Genomic DNA, 15,685 nt, shown 5'->3' on the forward strand with positions numbered 1-15,685 from the left:
CACGGGCGTCATGCTTCAACCCGGACCGAAGCGGCCTGCGCCAGCGCCCACACCACATGTTCGCGCACCGTGGCGCTGGGGTGCTGCAGGTGCTGGGCCAGCGCAGACCGCACCGCCGGGTCGTCCGCCACCCGCAGCGCATTCCCCATCGCTACGGCCATATTTCGCAACCAGCGCTCGTGCCCGATGCGGCGAATGGGACTGCCTTCGGTGCGGCGCAGAAATTCGTCTTCGCTCCAGGCAAACAGCTCGGTGAGTGTTGAGCCCGCCAGGCCTTCGCGCGGGTCGAAGTCGGGCAAGGGGCTGCGCTGCGCGAACTTGTTCCACGGGCACACCAGCTGGCAGTCGTCGCAGCCGTAAATGCGGTTGCCGATCAGTGGGCGCAGTTCCTCGGGGATGGGCCCTGCGTGCTCGATCGTGAGATACGAAATGCAACGCCGCGCGTCCAGCCGTTGTGGGCCCAGGATGGCCTGGGTGGGGCACACGGCGATGCACGCGGTGCAGGCGCCGCAGTGGTCGGTTACCGGCTCGCTGGGCGGCAGGGCGATGTCCAGGTAGATCTCGCCCAGGAAGAACATCGAGCCGCCCTCGCGGTTGAGCACCAGCGTGTGTTTGCCGCGCCAGCCCTGGCCGCTGCGCTGCGCCAGTTCGGCTTCGAGCACGGGGGCCGAGTCGGTGAACACGCGGTGGCCCATCGGGCCCACTTCCAAAGCGATGCGCTCGGCCAGTTTTTGCAAGCGGCTGCGCAAGACCTTGTGGTAGTCGCGGCCCCGGGCGTAGAGGGACACCACCGCTTCGCCAGGGCGTTGCAGGCGCGCCAGTTCGGTGGTTTGCCAGCCTTCGGGTGTGGCTTGCGGCAGGTAGTCCATGCGGGCGGTGATCACGCTCACGGTGCCCGGCACCAGCTCGGCCGGGCGGGCCCGTTTCATGCCGTGGCTGGCCATGTAGGCCATGTCGCCATGGAAACCCGCGTCCAGCCAGGCCTGCAAACCGGGTTCGGCTGCCGAAAGGTCGACACCGGCCACGCCAATTTGGGAAAATGCGAGTTCCCGGCCCCAGGCCTGTATCTGTGAGACGAGTTGAGCAGCATCAAAACCGGACTTCATGTTCCGTCCATTGTAGAAACGCCCGAAACCCCTGGCCTGGCCTGGCAAGGGCGCTGGGCTACCGAGGCCGACACCGAGGCCTTTGCCCGCCAGCTGGCCGCCTGCCCCGCCCTGGCGCACGCCACGCTGGCGCTGCACGGTGATCTGGGCGCCGGCAAGACCACCTTTGTGCGCCACCTGCTGCGGGCGCTGGGCGTGCGCGGGCGCATCAAAAGCCCGACCTATGCGGTGGTGGAACCGCACAGCGCCATCGACTGTCCGCTGATGCCGCCGGGCGAGCCGCTGCTGATCTGGCACTTTGACTTCTACCGCTTCAACGACCCGCGAGAATGGGAAGATGCGGGTTTTCGCGAACTTTTCGCCACGCCGGGTCTCAAGCTGGTGGAGTGGCCCGAACGCGCAGGCGCCTTTCTGCCCGTGGTCGACCTCGACATCGACATCCAACCCGACGACATGAGCCACACCCACCCGACCGACGCCGAACCCGACGAAGCCCGCCTGGTGCGGCTGAGCGCACGCACGCCAGCGGGCCGTTGTTTGCTGGCCGCTGTAACAGCATGAGCAACATCGAACGCCGCACGCTGCTGCGCGCCGGCACGCTGGTGCTGCTGCTGGGCGTGCAGCACATTGCGCACGGCGCCAGCGTGGTGGCGGTGCGGCTGTGGCCGGCCGAAGACTACACCCGCGTCACCATCGAGTCGGACGGTGCGCTCAAAGTGCGCCAGACCCTGAGCAGCGACCCAAGCCGCTTGGCGGTGGACCTGGAAGGCATTGACCTGGTGGCCGGCCTGAGCGAGCTGGTGGGCCAACTGAAAACCAACGACCCCAACATTGCGGGTATCCGCGTGGCGCAGGGCGCGGGCAACACCGTGCGGCTGGTGCTGGAACTGAAACAGCCCATTCGCCCACAGGTGTTCAGCCTGGAGCCGGTAGCGGCTTACCAGCACCGCCTGGTGTTTGACCTTTACCCGCTGAACGCACCCGACCCGCTGGAACAACTGATCAGCCAGCGCGTGAAAGAACTGGACGAGGCCAGCGAACGCGCAGCGCGCTTGCTGGGCCTGGAAACGGGTGCCATGGCCAGCGCACAGGCGCCCGGCCCTGCGCCGGTGCCCGACACCACGGTGGACCCGCTGGGCGCCCTGATTGCGCTGCGCGAGCGCCCCGGTGTGGCCCCCGGCCGCATACCCGCGCCCACCGTGACGGCCAGCACCCCGCGCACACGCCCCGGCACCGACCGCGCCGGGGTGGGCGCCACCGTGAGCGCCAACCCCGGTGGCAGCCCGGCCAAACAGGCGGTGCAGACCGGCCGCACCACCGAGCGCCTGATCATCGTGGCGCTGGACCCCGGCCACGGCGGCGAAGATCCGGGCGCCATTGGGCCCGGCGGTACGTATGAAAAAGACGTGGTGCTGCAAATTGCCTTGCGCCTGCGCGACCGCATCAACGCCACCCGGGTGAACGGCAACCCCATGCGCGCCTACCTCACCCGCGACGCCGACTTCTTCGTGCCACTGCATGTGCGGGTGCAAAAGGCGCAGCGGGTGCAGGCCGACCTGTTCATCAGCTTGCATGCCGACGCTTTCTATACCCCGCGCCCACAAGGCGCCAGCGTTTACGCTCTGAGCACACGGGGTGCCAGCAGCGCCTCGGCGCGCTGGATGGCCAACAAGGAAAACGCCGCCGACCTGGTGGGCGGGCTGAACGTGAAGGCCAAAGACGCCACCGTGCAGCGCGCCATGCTCGACATGAGCACCACCGCGCAAATCAACGACAGCCTGAAGCTCGGCAGCGCCATGCTGGGCGAGGTGGGCCGCGTGGGCAAACTGCACAAGCCGCGCGTGGAACAGGCCGGGTTTGCGGTGCTGAAAGCGCCCGACATTCCCAGCGTGCTGGTGGAAACGGCGTTCATCAGCAACCCGGAAGAAGAGCTGCGCCTGAAGAGCGTGGCCTACCAGACCGAGCTGTCCGATGCCCTGTTGAAAGGCATCGTGCGCTACTTTTCGCAAAACCCGCCGCTGGCGCGCACCCGGCAGATGTGACGCTGGCACCTGCGGTAGGCCTGTGCGAGCCCTTCGACAAGCTCAGGGCGAACGGAGGTTGTTGCAGGCGCAAAGCACCCGCCCACCGTTCGGGCTGAACCTGTCGAAGCCTTTGCCCGGGCCGTTGGGCGGGCCCTTCGACAGGCTCTGGGCTAACGGAGGTTGTTGCGGGCGCAGGGCACCCGCCCACCGTTCGGGCTGAGCCTGTCGAAGCCTTTGCCCGGGCCGTTGGGCGAGCCCTTCGACAAGCTCAGGGCGAACGGATATTGAGGGGTCAGCGGGCTGCGGGCTCAGATCGGGTAGATCAGCGAGTTCAACACCATTTCGCTGTCGTACACACAGCGGCGCTCTTGCAGCTTCAGCCCCGCGCTGGTGTGCACAAAAGCGTCGATGTAGCGGCCCACGTTGTAGACCTCGCTCACACTGCCCGGTTTGGTGCGAAACACCGCGTAGTGCGCTTCGGCGCGCACCGGGTCTGCCGCTGTGCCGGCGCCCGCTGCGGTCACGCGCGCCGGGCTCACCACATGGCGCGTGTAGTAGGGGCCGTGGTAAATGGTGTGGCTGGTGCCGTAAATGCGGTCGCGCAGCATGCCCTGGCTTTCCAGCGCCAGCAGGGCCAGGGGCAAACCACGGTCGAAGTTTTCACGCGCTTGCACCCAGTACCGGGCGTCTTCCGTGAAGCACTCGGGCCAGGCGTCGAAGCGGCGCTGGTCCAGCGCGGCGGCGTAGTCGGCGTTGAAGCGGTCAATGGCGTGGTGCAGCAGCAGGCTCTGCAGGTCGGCCTGGCCGACAAGCTCGGTCGTGTTCACAGGTCCATCGCTTTCTTCCAGTAGGCGTACATGCCGCGGATCAGGGTTTCGGTCACCATGTGCTCGGTGGGCGGCTCGCCAATGCCGTTGGCGGTGCCGCCCAGCTCCACCAGCGTGGCGCCGTCTTCGCCCCATTGTTTGAAGCCGTCTTGGCTGAACTCGATCACCTCGCCGTCGTCGGCGCTCACAAAACCGGCCGGACCAAACAGGTTGGCCTGGCGCAGCCGGCGCTGGGTCATCTCGGGCGTGTCGTCGGCAAAGCCGATGTGCGTCCACACAAAGTCAAACTCGCCGGCGCCGCGCGGCACGATGTGGCGGGTGCTCAGCGAATTCACCTGCTGCTGCACGATCACGCTGGGGAACAGCGTGATCATGGTCACCGTGGGCGTGATGGTCTGGCCGGGGTTCTGCGGGTCGTCGATGGTCCACCAGGGCTCGGGCACCACGTCGAGCAGGCGCGCGTCGTGCAACGTCATGTCGGCCTTGAAGCTGGTCACGCCCTCGGTCACGGCGCTCTGGCCGCCGTCGTTGCGGCGCGAGATCATCACCGCGTGGCGGCCTTGCGCGTCCATCACCATGCGGCTTTTCTGGTCGGCGCGCCACAGGCCGAAGGTGACAAACCAGGTGTGCAGCAGCCCTGGGTGGTAGGGGTCTTTGATGTTCTCCATCATCAGCTTCCAGTTGCCCGGAATACGCTGGCGGTTGTAGCCCAGCAGCTGCAGCTGGCGGCCTTTGAACAGGCGGTCGAGCCAGGGCATGACGGCCGGGCCCAGGTAGTCCTCAAGCGGCTCGGCTTCCTCGCTGAAGGTGGCAAACACCAGCCCGTGCAGCACGGCCACACGCAGTTTGGTCAGGCCGTTTTGCTTGATGTCAAAGCCTTCGGGCATGCCGCCGTGCACGCATTCGCCTGCGGGTCCCTGCGCTTTCACGCCGTCTTTGAAGGGCAGGCCGGCGAGGTCGCCGTTGAGCTTGTAGGTCCACTGGTGGTAGGGGCACACAAAGCTGCGCGCGTTGCCCACCTGCCCGTCCATGGGCGGCTGGCAAAAGCGCACGCCGCGGTGGGCGCAGCGGTTTTCCACCACCCGAATGCCAGGATCGGTTTCGCGATCTTTGGGGGCCACGCGGTCGCGCACCATGATCACCTGGCGCTCGCCCACCCAGCTCAGCTTGTAGTCGCCGGTGTTGGGGATCTCCACCGCCAGGCCCACGTAGCACCAGTGCGGGCCGTAAAACAGGCGTTCCAGCTCGCGCTGGTACAAGGATGGGTCAGTGTAGGCCCAGAAGGGCACGCGGCTGGTGCCGGGCTCGCTCCAGCGAGCGGTTTCGTTCGATGTGTTCATGTCTCCTCACGCACAGGTGTCGAAGAGAAAATGATACGCCTACTTAGCAATAAGGCCAGCCCCGCAGCGCGGGCCCGCGCTGGGCAGGCTTCAGCGCAGCACCAGGTAAGCAATTGCTGCGAGAGCCACCGTACCCCAGCCCAACCATTCGATGGCGGGTTTGAGCTTGGCTTCAGCCGCCGGGCCAAAGCGGGCCATCAGAAACGCCACCAGAAAGAAGCGCCCGCCACGCCCAATGAACGAGGCCAGCGTGAACGGCAGCAGCGCCATGCCCAGGCCACCGGCGGTGATGGTGAAGGCTTTGTAGGGAATGGGCGAAAACCCCGCCAGCAGCACCGCCCAGAAGCCCCACTGCTCAAACCACAGCTGTGCGTGCGCCAGTTTGGGCGCGTAGCCCATGCGTTCGACCCAGGGCATGACAGCGTCCATGGCCGCCCAGCCGATCAGGTAGCCCAAGAGCCCGCCGAGCACCGACGTCAAGGTGGTGAGCAGCGCCAGCCGGAACCACGATTTCGGTCGCGCCAACGCCATCGGGGCCAGCATCACATCGGGCGGAATGGGAAAAAAGGAAGACTCCGCAAAGCTCAGAAAACCCAGAAACCAGGGCGCTTTGGGGTGGCGGCTCCAGGCGAGCACGCGGTCGTAGAGGGGGCCAAACAGTTTCATGAAGCGTGCAGTGGAGACAAAACCTGCCAATTATGGGGCTGCAGGGGTTCTGGCCTGCAGCGGCCGAAACAGCCGGTGGGGGCAAAGGTCACAGGCGCTAAACCTACAATTCCGCGCATGACCACGCCCCCACGCCGCCCCATACGGGAATTGCCCGACGAACTCATCAGCCAGATTGCTGCGGGCGAGGTGGTGGAACGCCCCGCTTCGGTGGTGCGCGAGTTGCTGGACAACGCGCTCGACGCCGGTGCCACCCAGATCACCGTGCGGCTGCAGGCCGGCGGCGTACGGCTGATCAGCGTGGAAGACAACGGTTGCGGCATTTTGCGCAGCGAACTGCCCACCGCGCTCAAGCGCCACGCCACCAGCAAAATTGCCAGCCTGGCCGACCTGGAGTCGGTGGGCACCATGGGTTTTCGGGGTGAGGCGCTGGCCGCCATTTGCTCGATTGCCGAAGTGTCGTTGCTGACCCGGGTGGACACCGCCGACGAACCCCACGGCTGGCTGCTGGACGGGCGCAGCGGTGAACTGCAACCCACAGCGCGCAACGTGGGCACCACGGTGGAAGTGCGCGAGCTGTTTTTTGCCACACCCGCCCGGCGCAAGTTTCTGAAAACCGACGCCACCGAGTTGGCCCACTGTGTGGAGGCGGTGCGCCGCCACGCGCTGGCCCACCCCGAGGTGGGCTTTGCCATCTGGCACGACGGCAAGCTGGTGGCGCAGTGGCGCGCGGTGGACGGTGGCGGCACCGGCGCCCTGCGCCAGCGCCTGGCCGATGTGCTGGGCGAAGATTTTGTAGAACAAGCCGTGCCGCTGGACTGGCCGCTGGACCTGCCCGCCGAGCCCGACGACGGAGACGGCGACATGCCGCAGCGCCTGCGCGTGTGGGGGTTTGCCGGCGTGCCCGACGCGGCCCGCTCGCGCAGCGACTGGCAGTTTGCGTATGTGAACGGCCGCTATGTGCGCGACAAGGTGATCACCCACGCCGCCCGCAGCGCATATGAGGACGTGCTGCACGGACACCGCCAGCCGGTGTATGCGCTGTTTGTGTCGCTCGACCCGACCCGGGTGGACGTGAACGTGCACCCGACCAAGATTGAGGTGCGTTTTCGCGACAGCCGCGAGGTGCACCAAGGCGTGCGCCGTGCGGTGGAGTCGGCCCTGGCCGCACCGCGCTCATCGGCTGGCGCAGTGGCCGCAACGGGCCATACGGCCCCAGCCGCACCCGCCGGTGAGCAAGCTGCCTGGCAGCCGCCCCGAGACCAGCAAGCCCTGGCATGGCAGCACCGCGAACCCGAGGTGGGTCACCGCGTGAGCGATCTCGGCGCGCTGTGGGGCGCCCAGCCAGGGCCGCTTGCAGCGCGCGGGGCAGAGGCCCCCCGCGGCACTGAGGACGCAGCGTTGACCCAAGCTGCGCCCGCTGGCGCCCCGGCACCCGCCACACCGCAAGCCCTGCCCGCCGGTGAATGGCCGCTGGGCCGGGCCATTGCGCAGTTGCAGGGCGTTTACATATTGGCCGAAAACACGCAGGGCCTGGTGGTGGTGGACATGCACGCTGCACACGAGCGCATCGTTTACGAGCGCCTGAAGCAGCAACTGGACGACGAGCAGCTGGCCAGCCAGCCGCTGCTGATACCGGCCACCTTTGCCGCCACGCCACAAGAAGTGGCCACCGCCGAGGACAGCGGCGTGGTGCTGGCCATGCTGGGCCTGGAGGTGGTGCCGTTTTCACCCAAAACACTGGCGGTGCGGGCCGTGCCCACCACGCTGGCGCAAGGCGACCCGGTGGAACTGGCGCGCAGCGTGCTGGCCGAGCTGGCCCAGCACGAAGCGAGCACCGTGGTGCAACGCGCCCGCAACGAGCTGCTGGCCACCATGGCCTGCCACGGCGCGGTGCGCGCCAACCGCCGCCTCACGCTGGACGAGATGAACGCCCTGCTGCGCCAGATGGAAACCACCGAGCGCTCAGACCAATGCAACCACGGGCGCCCGACTTGGCGCCAGGTGGGCATGAAGGAACTGGACGCGCTGTTTTTGCGCGGGCGCTGAAACCGCACCAAACCATGGCAACACCCGGGTTTACCCACCCACTTCACGCACCATAAGCAAGTCTTTCGCACCATTCGCGAGCGTTTTACTTGGCGAAATGCCAGTTTTGCATAATGTCATGCACTTATTTGGAGCACGACACTATGAAGTACGCATCGGTTCACGATTTCCTCGCCCACGTTGAGCAGCGCAACCCCGGCCAACCCGAATTCCTGCAAGCCGTCACGGAAGTGATGGAAAGCCTGTGGCCCTTCATTGCGGCCCACCCCAAATACGCAGAGCAAGGGCTGCTGGACCGCTTGGTCGAGCCCGAGCGCGTGGTGATGTTCCGCGTCTCGTGGGTCAACGACCACGGCGACGTGCAGGTCAACAAGGGCTACCGCATCCAGCACAGCATGGCCATTGGCCCGTACAAGGGCGGCCTGCGCTTTCACCCCTCGGTCAACCTGTCGGTGCTGAAGTTTCTGGCGTTTGAACAGACCTTCAAAAACGCCCTCACCACCCTGCCCATGGGCGGCGGCAAAGGCGGCTCCGACTTCGACCCCAAAGGCAAGAGCCCGGCCGAAGTGATGCGCTTCTGCCAGGCGTTTGTGAGCGAACTGTTCCGCCATGTGGGCGCCGACACCGATGTGCCCGCGGGCGACATTGGCGTGGGTGGCCGCGAAGTGGGCTACATGGCCGGCATGTACAAAAAACTGAGCAACCGCGCCGACTGTGTGTTCACCGGCAAGGGCATGAGCTTTGGCGGCTCGCTGATCCGCCCCGAAGCCACGGGCTACGGCACGGTGTATTTCGCCGACGAAATGCTCAAGGCCAAGGGCCGCTCGTTTGACGGCCTGCGCGTGAGCGTGTCGGGCTCGGGCAACGTTGCACAGTACGCGGTGGAAAAAGCCATGGCGCTGGGCGCCAAGGTCATCACCGTGTCCGACTCCAGCGGCACCATCGTGGACGAAGACGGCTTCACGCCCGAAAAGCTGGCGATCTTGATGGACGTGAAAAACCACCTGTACGGCCGCGTGGGCGATTACGCCGCCCGCACCGGTGTGAAGTTTGAAGCCGGCGTGACGCCATGGCATGTGCCGGTGGACGTGGCCTTGCCCTGCGCCACGCAGAACGAACTGAACGCGGCGGACGCTGCGCTGCTGATCAAAAACGGCGTGATCTGCGTGGCCGAAGGTGCCAACATGCCGTCCACCATTGAAGCGGCCAAAGCGTTTGAGGCAGCGGGTGTGTTGTATGCACCGGGCAAAGCGAGCAACGCCGGTGGCGTGGCCACCTCGGGCCTGGAAATGAGCCAAAACGCGCTGCGCCTGTCATGGCCGCGCGAAGAAGTGGACGCCCGCCTGCTGCAGATCATGCAAGGCATTCACGCCGCCTGCCTGAAGCACGGCACCCGCGCCGACGGCTCGGTGAGCTACATCGACGGCGCCAACATCGCTGGCTTCGTCAAGGTGGCCGACGCCATGCTGGCGCAAGGCGTTATCTAACGATCCCCCCGCGCCGCGCCTGGGGGCGCGTCACCCCCCAGGGGGCGGCACTGGCCGTCTGGCGAAGCCAGCCCGGCGGTGCCCTGGGTGGGGCACTTCACGCCGGAAATACTGGCTTCCCCCCGCGCCGCTTCGCGTCCCCCCCCAAGGGGGCGACACTGGCCGTCTGGCAAAGCCAGCCCGGCGGTGCCCTGAGGTGGGAACTCTGCACTCCGGACAGGTTTCAGGCTCCAGCCGAAGTGGCGTACTTCAAAGCTGGATGCGCGCCGCCAGCGCCTGCAGCTCCGCCAGCGGCGGGTCTTTGCGCGGCCATTCCAGGCCCACGCCGTCGTTGGCGTGGCGGGGCAACACGTGCACGTGCACATGGGGCACGGTTTGCCAGCCGTCGGGTTTGTTGGTTTGCAGCAGCGTCATGCCAGTGGGCTGAAACGCGGCCTGCACGGCTTTGGCTACCCGGGTGGCGATGGCAAACAGGTGCCCGGCCTCGGCCTCGCTCAGCTCCATCACCGTTTCAACCCGGCGCTTGGTGGCCACCAACACGTGGCCCGGGTTGACCTGGCCAGCATCCATGAAGGCAATGACCTGCTCGTCTTCAAACACGATGGCGGCGGGGATTTCTCGGCGGACGATGCGGGTAAAGACGGTATCGGTCATCATGGAATGTGTGTTGGAAAGCCCATACGGCCATTCTGCCCTGAACTTTCCCCCGCCTGATCACCTCCACCCTCCCCATGAAACGCCTGTTCCTTGCCGCCATCGTTGCCCTGGGTCTGCTCGCCGGCTGTGCCACGCTGGACGAGCGCCAGCGCGAGTGGATCTTTCAGCCGTCCGACCGAAGCTGGTCGCGCGGCGCCGAAGCCGCAGCGGGCATGGCCGATGTGTGGATCGACTTCCAGTCCGAAGAAACCGGCCAGCCGGTGAAATTGCACGGCCTGTGGGTGCCGCACGAAAACTTCGATGCCCAGGCCGACGCGCCCGTGTTGCTCTACCTGCACGGCGCGCGCTGGAACGTCACCGGCTCGGCCTTTCGCATGCGGCGCATGCAAGAGCTGGGGTTTTCGGTGCTGGGGGTGGACTACCGGGGCTTTGGCAAGAGCACCAACGAGCTGCCCTCTGAAACCCTGGCCGCCGAAGACGCGCGTGCCGCCTGGGACTGGCTGGGCCAGCAATACCCCGGGCGCCCGCGCTACATTTTTGGCCATTCGCTGGGCGGCGCCATCGCCATTGAACTGGCCGCGCAGGTGAGCGACGAAGCGGGCACCCTGGTCGAAGGCACGTTCACCTCCATCCCCGATGTGGTGAGCACCTTCAAATGGGGCTGGCTGCCGGTGTCGCCGCTGATCACCCAGCGCTTTGAAGCGGTGAAACGGGTGCCCGACATTGGCTCGCCGCTGCTGGTGGTGCACGGCGGGCAAGACCGCCTGATCAACCCCGAACTGGGGCGCCGCCTGTATGAAGCAGCCACCGGGCGCAAGGCGTTTGTGCTGGTGGAAGGTGGCTCGCACCACAACACCAACTCGGTGGGGCAGGCGCAGTACCGGGTGGCGCTGGCCGAGCTGTTTGGACTGAAATAAAACGCCCCCCGCGCCGCTTCGCGTCACCCCCCAAGGGGCGGCACTGGCCGTCTGGCAAAGCCAGCCCGGCGGTGCCCTGGGTCGGACCGCTTCATGCGTTGGGGGTGGCGCTCCGCGCAGCCCGCCCGCCCGGGGCGCTTCTGCTAACCTCGACCGGATGCCTTCCAAGCTCTCTTCCATGTCGCCCGGCTTGATCGTGCTGGTGCTGTCGCTGCTGCTGGGTTTGCAGCCCATTGCCACCGATCTGTACCTGCCCGCCCTGCCCGCCCTGACCGCCGGATTTGGCGCGCCGATGGCGCAAGCCCAGCTCACGCTCACCTCCCTGCTGCTGTCGTTTGGCCTGTCGCAGCTGGTGTGGGGCCCGCTGTCTGACCGCTTTGGTCGCCGCCCCATTTTGTTGCTGGGCATGGGCGCGTTTGTGGTGGCGTCCATCGGCAGCAGCTTTTCGCCGTCCATGGAACACCTGATTGCCTGGCGTGCACTGCAAGGCATGGCCATGGGCGCGGGTGTCATGTGCGCGCGGGCCATCGTGCGCGACCTGTACGCCCCCACCGAGGGCGCCCGCATCATGTCCAAAGGGCTCACCGGGCTGGGCGTGATCGCCTGCGGCAGTGCGCCGCTGGGCGGCCTGCTGTCCGACCTGTTTGGCTGGCGCACCGCGCTGCTGGCGCTGGCTGTGTTTGGCGCGCTCACGCTGGCGCTGCTGGTGTGGCGCTTTGAAGAAACCCTGCAACAGAAAAACCCGCGTGCCCTGCAGCCGCTCACACTGCTGCGCACCTGGGCTCAAATTGCGAAGCACCCCACTTTCATCGCGTTTGCGCTGCTGGCCACCACGTCTTACGGCGGCCTGTTCACGTTCCTGGCTGCGTCGTCGTTTGTGTTCATCCAGCTGCTGGGGCTGAGCAAAACCAGCTACGGCCTGGTGATGATGTCGATGTCGCTCAGCTACATCTTGGGCACGTTTGCCTGCCGCCGCCTGCTGCTGCGCTTTGGCGTGCGCCGCACCGTGGCCATTGCCGGCCTTTTCACGCTCACCGGCGGTACTGCCATGGGGGTCATGGCGCTCATGGGGGTTCAAAACCTGTGGGCCATCATGGTGCCGTTTTACCTGTTCATGATGGGCCACGGCGTGCACCAGCCCTGCGGCCAGAGCGGTGCGGTGAGCCCGTTCCCGCAGGCGGCGGGCGCGGCTTCGGCGCTGAGCGGTTTTCTGATGATGGTGGCGGCCTTTTTCATGGGCGGCTGGCTGGGTAAAAGTTTGGCCGCCATTGGCGAGGGCAGCGGTAGCGTGCTGCCGCTCACCAACGGCATCTGGTTCTGGAGCGTGCTGATTGCTGCCACCGCCTGGACGCTGGTGCAGCGCCACGGCGAGGTGCCCACACCGGCGGCTCGAATGACCGCGGAATCCACCCCATGATGGCCACACACGAAGCGCGGCCAGCGTGCATCGCCCTCGCAGGCCCCACGGCCAGCGGCAAAAGTGCGGCGTCGCTCGCCATTGCCCAGCGCTGGCCGGTGGAGATCATCAGCGTCGACTCGGCGCTGGTGTACCGCGGCATGGACATTGGCACCGCTAAGCCCACGCCCGCCGAGCTGGCGCAAGCACCGCACCACCTGATCGACATACGCGACCCGCTGCAGGCCTACAGCGCTGCCGAATTCGTGGCCGACGCAACCCGCCTCATGGTCGACATTCGCGCCCGTGGGCGCACCCCGCTGCTGGTGGGCGGCACCATGCTGTATTTCAAGGCGCTCATGCAAGGCATGGACGACATGCCCCGCGCCGACGCCGCCGTGCGCGAGCGCATCGAAGCCCGCGCCCGCGCGCTGGGCTGGCCCGCGCTGCACGCCGAACTGGCGCGGGTGGACGCCCCCACCGCGGCGCGGCTCTCGCCCAACGACTCGCAACGCATCCAACGCGCCCTGGAGGTGTTTGAGGTCTCAGGGCAACCCATCTCAGCGCTCCAGACCCGCCAGACCGCCACCCACCCCAACCCGATTGCACCCGGCGCGCTGCTCTCGCTGGAGCCGCTCGACCGCACCTGGCTGCACGCGCGCATTGCCCAGCGCTTTGACGCCATGCTGGCGGCCGGCTTCCTGAACGAAGTGCGCCAGCTGCGCGCCCGGGGCGACCTGCACCCCGACCTGCCTTCGATGCGCTGCGTGGGCTACCGCCAGGCCTGGGAAGCGCTGGACGCTGCGGGCGACACACCCCACGCGGCCCAGCTGGCCAACCTGCGCGACCGCGGTATTTTTGCCACCCGCCAGCTGGCCAAGCGCCAGATCACCTGGCTGCGCGCCATGCCCGAGCGTGTAGCGGTTGCCTGCGACGCACCCGACGCGCTGGCCCAGGTGCTGCGGCACACCGAAGCGCTGCTGGGGCCACCCGCATGAGCGCAGAGCCGGGCCGTTCCCAGGCCAGCTCGCATTACAGCCCGCAGGGCGAAGGTACACCCGTGAGCCTGAACATTTGCGATCTGAGCAAGCGCTACGGCAGCACGCCGGTGTTCAGCCATGTGAACCTGCAGGTGGCGCCCGGGGAATTCGTGGCCATCGTGGGTGAGTCGGGTGTGGGCAAGTCCAGCCTGCTCAACTGCATGGCGGCGCTGGACGACTGGAGCAGCGGCACCATCACCCACGACGGCGTGGACCTGGGTGCGCTGAACGAAACCCAGCGCGCCCACTGGCGGCGCGAGAAGCTGGGCTTTGTGTTTCAGGCCTTTCATGTGCTACCGCACCTGGATGTGGCCCAAAACGTGGGCCTGCCACTGCTGCTGCTGAAGCGGCCCGACCCAGCCCGCGTGGCGCACATGCTGCACGCCGTGGGCCTGGGCGAGCTGGGTGAGCGCCTGCCGGCGCAGTTGTCTGGCGGCCAGTTGCAGCGCGTGGCCATCGCCCGCGCGCTGGTGCACCGCCCGAGCCTGCTGCTGGCCGACGAGCCCACCGGCAACCTAGACCCCACCACCGCCGCGCAGGTGATGGATGTGTTGCAGCAACAGGCCAAGCAAACCGGCGCTGCCCTGGTGCTGGTCACGCACTCCGAAGCGGCCGCCGCGCGGGCCCAGCGCCAGCTGCGGCTGAGCGCCACCGGCTGCAACTGATCCGGTCAACGCGGCAGGCGCCGGCGCTCCTGCGACCCCGTGCAGCGCAACGGCGCAGCGACGTCTTGGACGTGCCGCACCCCCTCACGCCAGAGCCCGTCTTTTGCCGCGTTGAGCAGTCCGGCGCTGCTTTTAAATCAATTTTATTGATGTACCTTTATTACTTTGCAATCCTTTGCACCATATGGGTTTTCCCTGCGTGTTGCATGGGCATCAAATTTTCAGTTACGTAACCGGTACATCCGATAACTCAAGGGTTTACACCAAGAGCAAACGTTTGCACCAATGATCGAATAGCGCCACTTTCTTGCTGCCGAATTTCAGTCGCTTTGAAACTTACGCACCCTGAAGGTTCCTCAAAATCAATCCATCATTGGAGCAATCTCATGCAAAACGTCTTCAAACTGGCCGCTGTGGCCGCCCTGTGTGCCTCAGCCGCTGCCGCCCATGCCCAGTTGGCGCTGGACGCCAACCTGGAACTGGACACCACCTACATCAACAAGATCGACGCCCCCGCCACCAATGATCGCAAGAGCGATTTGTCGCTGGGTGGCCGTGTGGAATTCAACGTGGGTGCCAAGGCCACCAACGGCGACGCTTTTGTGGCCGCCCGCGCCAGCCTGCTGCTGAAAAAAGACGGCGACACCGGCATGGACGACCTGTGGGTGCAGGCTGGCAATGCCACCGCCGACGTGAAGCTGGGCCGCTTTGAAGCCATGGACCTGTTCCCGGTGGGCAAAGACACCGTGGTGGAATACGCGGGCTACACGCCCTACCAGGCCAATGCCCTGCGCGGGCGCAAGGGCAGCGACGTGTTCCATGGCGCCCTGGGCCTGAATGCAGCGCCTGGCCTGCGGGTGGAACTGGGCTTGGTTTTCAGCAAGGAGGCTGAACAGGCCAAAGGTTTCCGCCCCGCCGTGATGTACTCCGCCGGCCCACTGACGCTGCGGGCCGGTCTGGAATCGGTCAAAGTGGTGGGCACCGCCACCGACTCTGAAACCGGCCTGGGCCTCTCGGCTGGCTACCAGCTGAACAAAGACACCAACGTCAACGTGAACTTCGCCAAGAAGGAAGACGACAAGTCCTTCGGCGTGAACGCCATCATCGGCGCGGCCGGCGTGGGCCTCGTGTACGGCAAAGGCGACACCGCCGCTGAGAAAGCCACCACCGTCTACGCGGCCTACACGCTGCCATTGATGGGCGTGAAGGGTGCCAGCATCACCCCGGCCATCAGCTTCGCCAAGGGCGGCACGGGCACCAAGGGCCAGACGGCTGCCCGCGTGCGCATCAACTACGCTTTCTGATCGGTTTGATCAGGCGGGGCATCCCCTGAAAAAGGGTGCCCCCACCGTTTCTTCAAGGTTTTTCATGTTGCCCGGTATCGCAAGGTACCGGGCTTTTTTGTGTGCCGTCGCTCAGCCCCTGCCGGCTCAACACAGTGGTCTTTACCGGGTGGAATAATGGTGCGATGCAGCGCACAAAACCCGTTCAATCCGCAACACCACCCACCG

General features: G+C 66.3%; 14 protein-coding genes. 9 read left to right on the forward strand and 5 right to left on the reverse strand.

Annotated elements, in window-relative coordinates:
• Positions 1-8: 8 nt before the first annotated feature.
• Positions 9-1,106: a tRNA epoxyqueuosine(34) reductase QueG gene (queG, locus tag AC4QBL_RS11110; protein ID WP_472906935.1), complete on the reverse strand. Its 1,098-nt coding sequence runs from the start codon at positions 1,104-1,106 to the stop codon at positions 9-11.
• Here queG and tsaE point away from each other — a divergent pair.
• Both tsaE and AC4QBL_RS11120 read left to right on the forward strand, forming a co-directional pair.
• Positions 1,089-1,667, forward strand: a complete 579-nt coding sequence (gene tsaE / locus AC4QBL_RS11115; protein WP_472906999.1) for a tRNA (adenosine(37)-N6)-threonylcarbamoyltransferase complex ATPase subunit type 1 TsaE — start codon at positions 1,089-1,091, stop codon at positions 1,665-1,667. The genes queG and tsaE overlap by 18 nt on opposite strands.
• Positions 1,664-3,148 (forward strand): N-acetylmuramoyl-L-alanine amidase, encoded by a 1,485-nt coding sequence (locus AC4QBL_RS11120; RefSeq protein ID WP_472906936.1) that lies wholly within the window; start codon positions 1,664-1,666, stop codon positions 3,146-3,148. Before tsaE ends, AC4QBL_RS11120 begins: the two co-directional genes overlap by 4 nt.
• Positions 3,149-3,438: 290 nt before the next feature.
• Here AC4QBL_RS11120 and AC4QBL_RS11125 read toward each other — a convergent pair whose 3' ends face one another.
• The 3 genes from AC4QBL_RS11125 to AC4QBL_RS11135 all read right to left on the reverse strand — a co-directional run bounded on the left by AC4QBL_RS11125 (position 3,439) and on the right by AC4QBL_RS11135 (position 5,963).
• The gene (locus AC4QBL_RS11125) at positions 3,439-3,957 is read right to left on the reverse strand and encodes an aromatic-ring-hydroxylating dioxygenase subunit beta (protein ID WP_472901167.1); all 519 of its coding nucleotides are present in this window, start codon (positions 3,955-3,957) and stop codon (positions 3,439-3,441) included.
• A complete protein-coding gene (locus AC4QBL_RS11130; RefSeq protein ID WP_472906937.1) occupies positions 3,954-5,297 on the reverse strand; it encodes an aromatic ring-hydroxylating dioxygenase subunit alpha in 1,344 nt (447 codons plus the stop codon). The genes AC4QBL_RS11125 and AC4QBL_RS11130 overlap by 4 nt, the downstream gene beginning before the upstream one ends.
• A 90-nt stretch (positions 5,298-5,387) precedes the next feature.
• Positions 5,388-5,963, reverse strand: coding sequence for a YqaA family protein (locus AC4QBL_RS11135; RefSeq protein ID WP_472901169.1), 576 nt, complete (start codon positions 5,961-5,963; stop codon positions 5,388-5,390).
• Between the two features lie 117 nt (positions 5,964-6,080).
• Between AC4QBL_RS11135 and mutL the strand changes: the two genes are divergently transcribed.
• Positions 6,081-8,012 carry a DNA mismatch repair endonuclease MutL gene (mutL, locus tag AC4QBL_RS11140; RefSeq protein ID WP_472906938.1) on the forward strand — a complete coding sequence of 644 codons (1,932 nt, stop codon included), beginning with the start codon at positions 6,081-6,083 and terminating at the stop codon, positions 8,010-8,012.
• 143 nt (positions 8,013-8,155) lie between these two features.
• Entirely contained in the window at positions 8,156-9,499 is a 1,344-nt protein-coding gene (gdhA, locus tag AC4QBL_RS11145; RefSeq protein WP_472901171.1) for an NADP-specific glutamate dehydrogenase, read from the forward strand.
• A gap of 249 nt (positions 9,500-9,748) precedes the next feature.
• Here the strand turns inward: gdhA and AC4QBL_RS11150 are convergent, their stop codons facing one another.
• Complete coding sequence (locus AC4QBL_RS11150) at positions 9,749-10,156, reverse strand: HIT family protein (RefSeq protein WP_472906939.1); 408 nt, start codon at positions 10,154-10,156, stop codon at positions 9,749-9,751.
• Positions 10,157-10,230: 74 nt separating this feature from the next.
• Here AC4QBL_RS11150 and AC4QBL_RS11155 point away from each other — a divergent pair, with 74 nt between their 5' ends.
• The 5 genes from AC4QBL_RS11155 to AC4QBL_RS11175 all read left to right on the forward strand — a co-directional run bounded on the left by AC4QBL_RS11155 (position 10,231) and on the right by AC4QBL_RS11175 (position 15,478).
• Entirely contained in the window at positions 10,231-11,073 is an 843-nt protein-coding gene (locus AC4QBL_RS11155; protein WP_472906940.1) for an alpha/beta hydrolase, read from the forward strand.
• Positions 11,074-11,230: 157 nt separating this feature from the next.
• Complete coding sequence (locus AC4QBL_RS11160; RefSeq protein ID WP_472906941.1) at positions 11,231-12,490, forward strand: multidrug effflux MFS transporter; 1,260 nt, start codon at positions 11,231-11,233, stop codon at positions 12,488-12,490.
• Positions 12,487-13,467, forward strand: a complete 981-nt coding sequence (gene miaA, locus AC4QBL_RS11165; RefSeq protein WP_472901175.1) for a tRNA (adenosine(37)-N6)-dimethylallyltransferase MiaA — start codon at positions 12,487-12,489, stop codon at positions 13,465-13,467. Before AC4QBL_RS11160 ends, miaA begins: the two co-directional genes overlap by 4 nt.
• Positions 13,464-14,174, forward strand: a complete 711-nt coding sequence (locus tag AC4QBL_RS11170) for an ABC transporter ATP-binding protein (RefSeq protein ID WP_472906942.1) — start codon at positions 13,464-13,466, stop codon at positions 14,172-14,174. Before miaA ends, AC4QBL_RS11170 begins: the two co-directional genes overlap by 4 nt.
• A gap of 386 nt (positions 14,175-14,560) precedes the next feature.
• Entirely contained in the window at positions 14,561-15,478 is a 918-nt protein-coding gene (locus tag AC4QBL_RS11175; protein ID WP_472906943.1) for a carbohydrate porin, read from the forward strand.
• Positions 15,479-15,685: the final 207 nt, after the last annotated feature.

It is taken from the genome of Hydrogenophaga sp. L99 (assembly GCF_058731905.1).

What these genes read in the sequence shown, in the direction of transcription:
- queG (WP_472906935.1), bottom strand. Translation starts at nt 1,106, where the DNA reads ATGAAGTCCGGTTTTGATGCTGCTCAACTCGTCTCACAGATACAGGCC.
- AC4QBL_RS11120 (WP_472906936.1), top strand. Translation starts at nt 1,664, where the DNA reads ATGAGCAACATCGAACGCCGCACGCTGCTGCGCGCCGGCACGCTGGTG.
- AC4QBL_RS11130 (WP_472906937.1), bottom strand. Translation starts at nt 5,297, where the DNA reads ATGAACACATCGAACGAAACCGCTCGCTGGAGCGAGCCCGGCACCAGC.
- AC4QBL_RS11135 (WP_472901169.1), bottom strand. Translation starts at nt 5,963, where the DNA reads ATGAAACTGTTTGGCCCCCTCTACGACCGCGTGCTCGCCTGGAGCCGC.
- mutL (WP_472906938.1), top strand. Translation starts at nt 6,081, where the DNA reads ATGACCACGCCCCCACGCCGCCCCATACGGGAATTGCCCGACGAACTC.
- gdhA (WP_472901171.1), top strand. Translation starts at nt 8,156, where the DNA reads ATGAAGTACGCATCGGTTCACGATTTCCTCGCCCACGTTGAGCAGCGC.
- AC4QBL_RS11150 (WP_472906939.1), bottom strand. Translation starts at nt 10,156, where the DNA reads ATGATGACCGATACCGTCTTTACCCGCATCGTCCGCCGAGAAATCCCC.
- AC4QBL_RS11155 (WP_472906940.1), top strand. Translation starts at nt 10,231, where the DNA reads ATGAAACGCCTGTTCCTTGCCGCCATCGTTGCCCTGGGTCTGCTCGCC.
- AC4QBL_RS11160 (WP_472906941.1), top strand. Translation starts at nt 11,231, where the DNA reads ATGCCTTCCAAGCTCTCTTCCATGTCGCCCGGCTTGATCGTGCTGGTG.
- miaA (WP_472901175.1), top strand. Translation starts at nt 12,487, where the DNA reads ATGATGGCCACACACGAAGCGCGGCCAGCGTGCATCGCCCTCGCAGGC.
- AC4QBL_RS11170 (WP_472906942.1), top strand. Translation starts at nt 13,464, where the DNA reads ATGAGCGCAGAGCCGGGCCGTTCCCAGGCCAGCTCGCATTACAGCCCG.
- AC4QBL_RS11175 (WP_472906943.1), top strand. Translation starts at nt 14,561, where the DNA reads ATGCAAAACGTCTTCAAACTGGCCGCTGTGGCCGCCCTGTGTGCCTCA.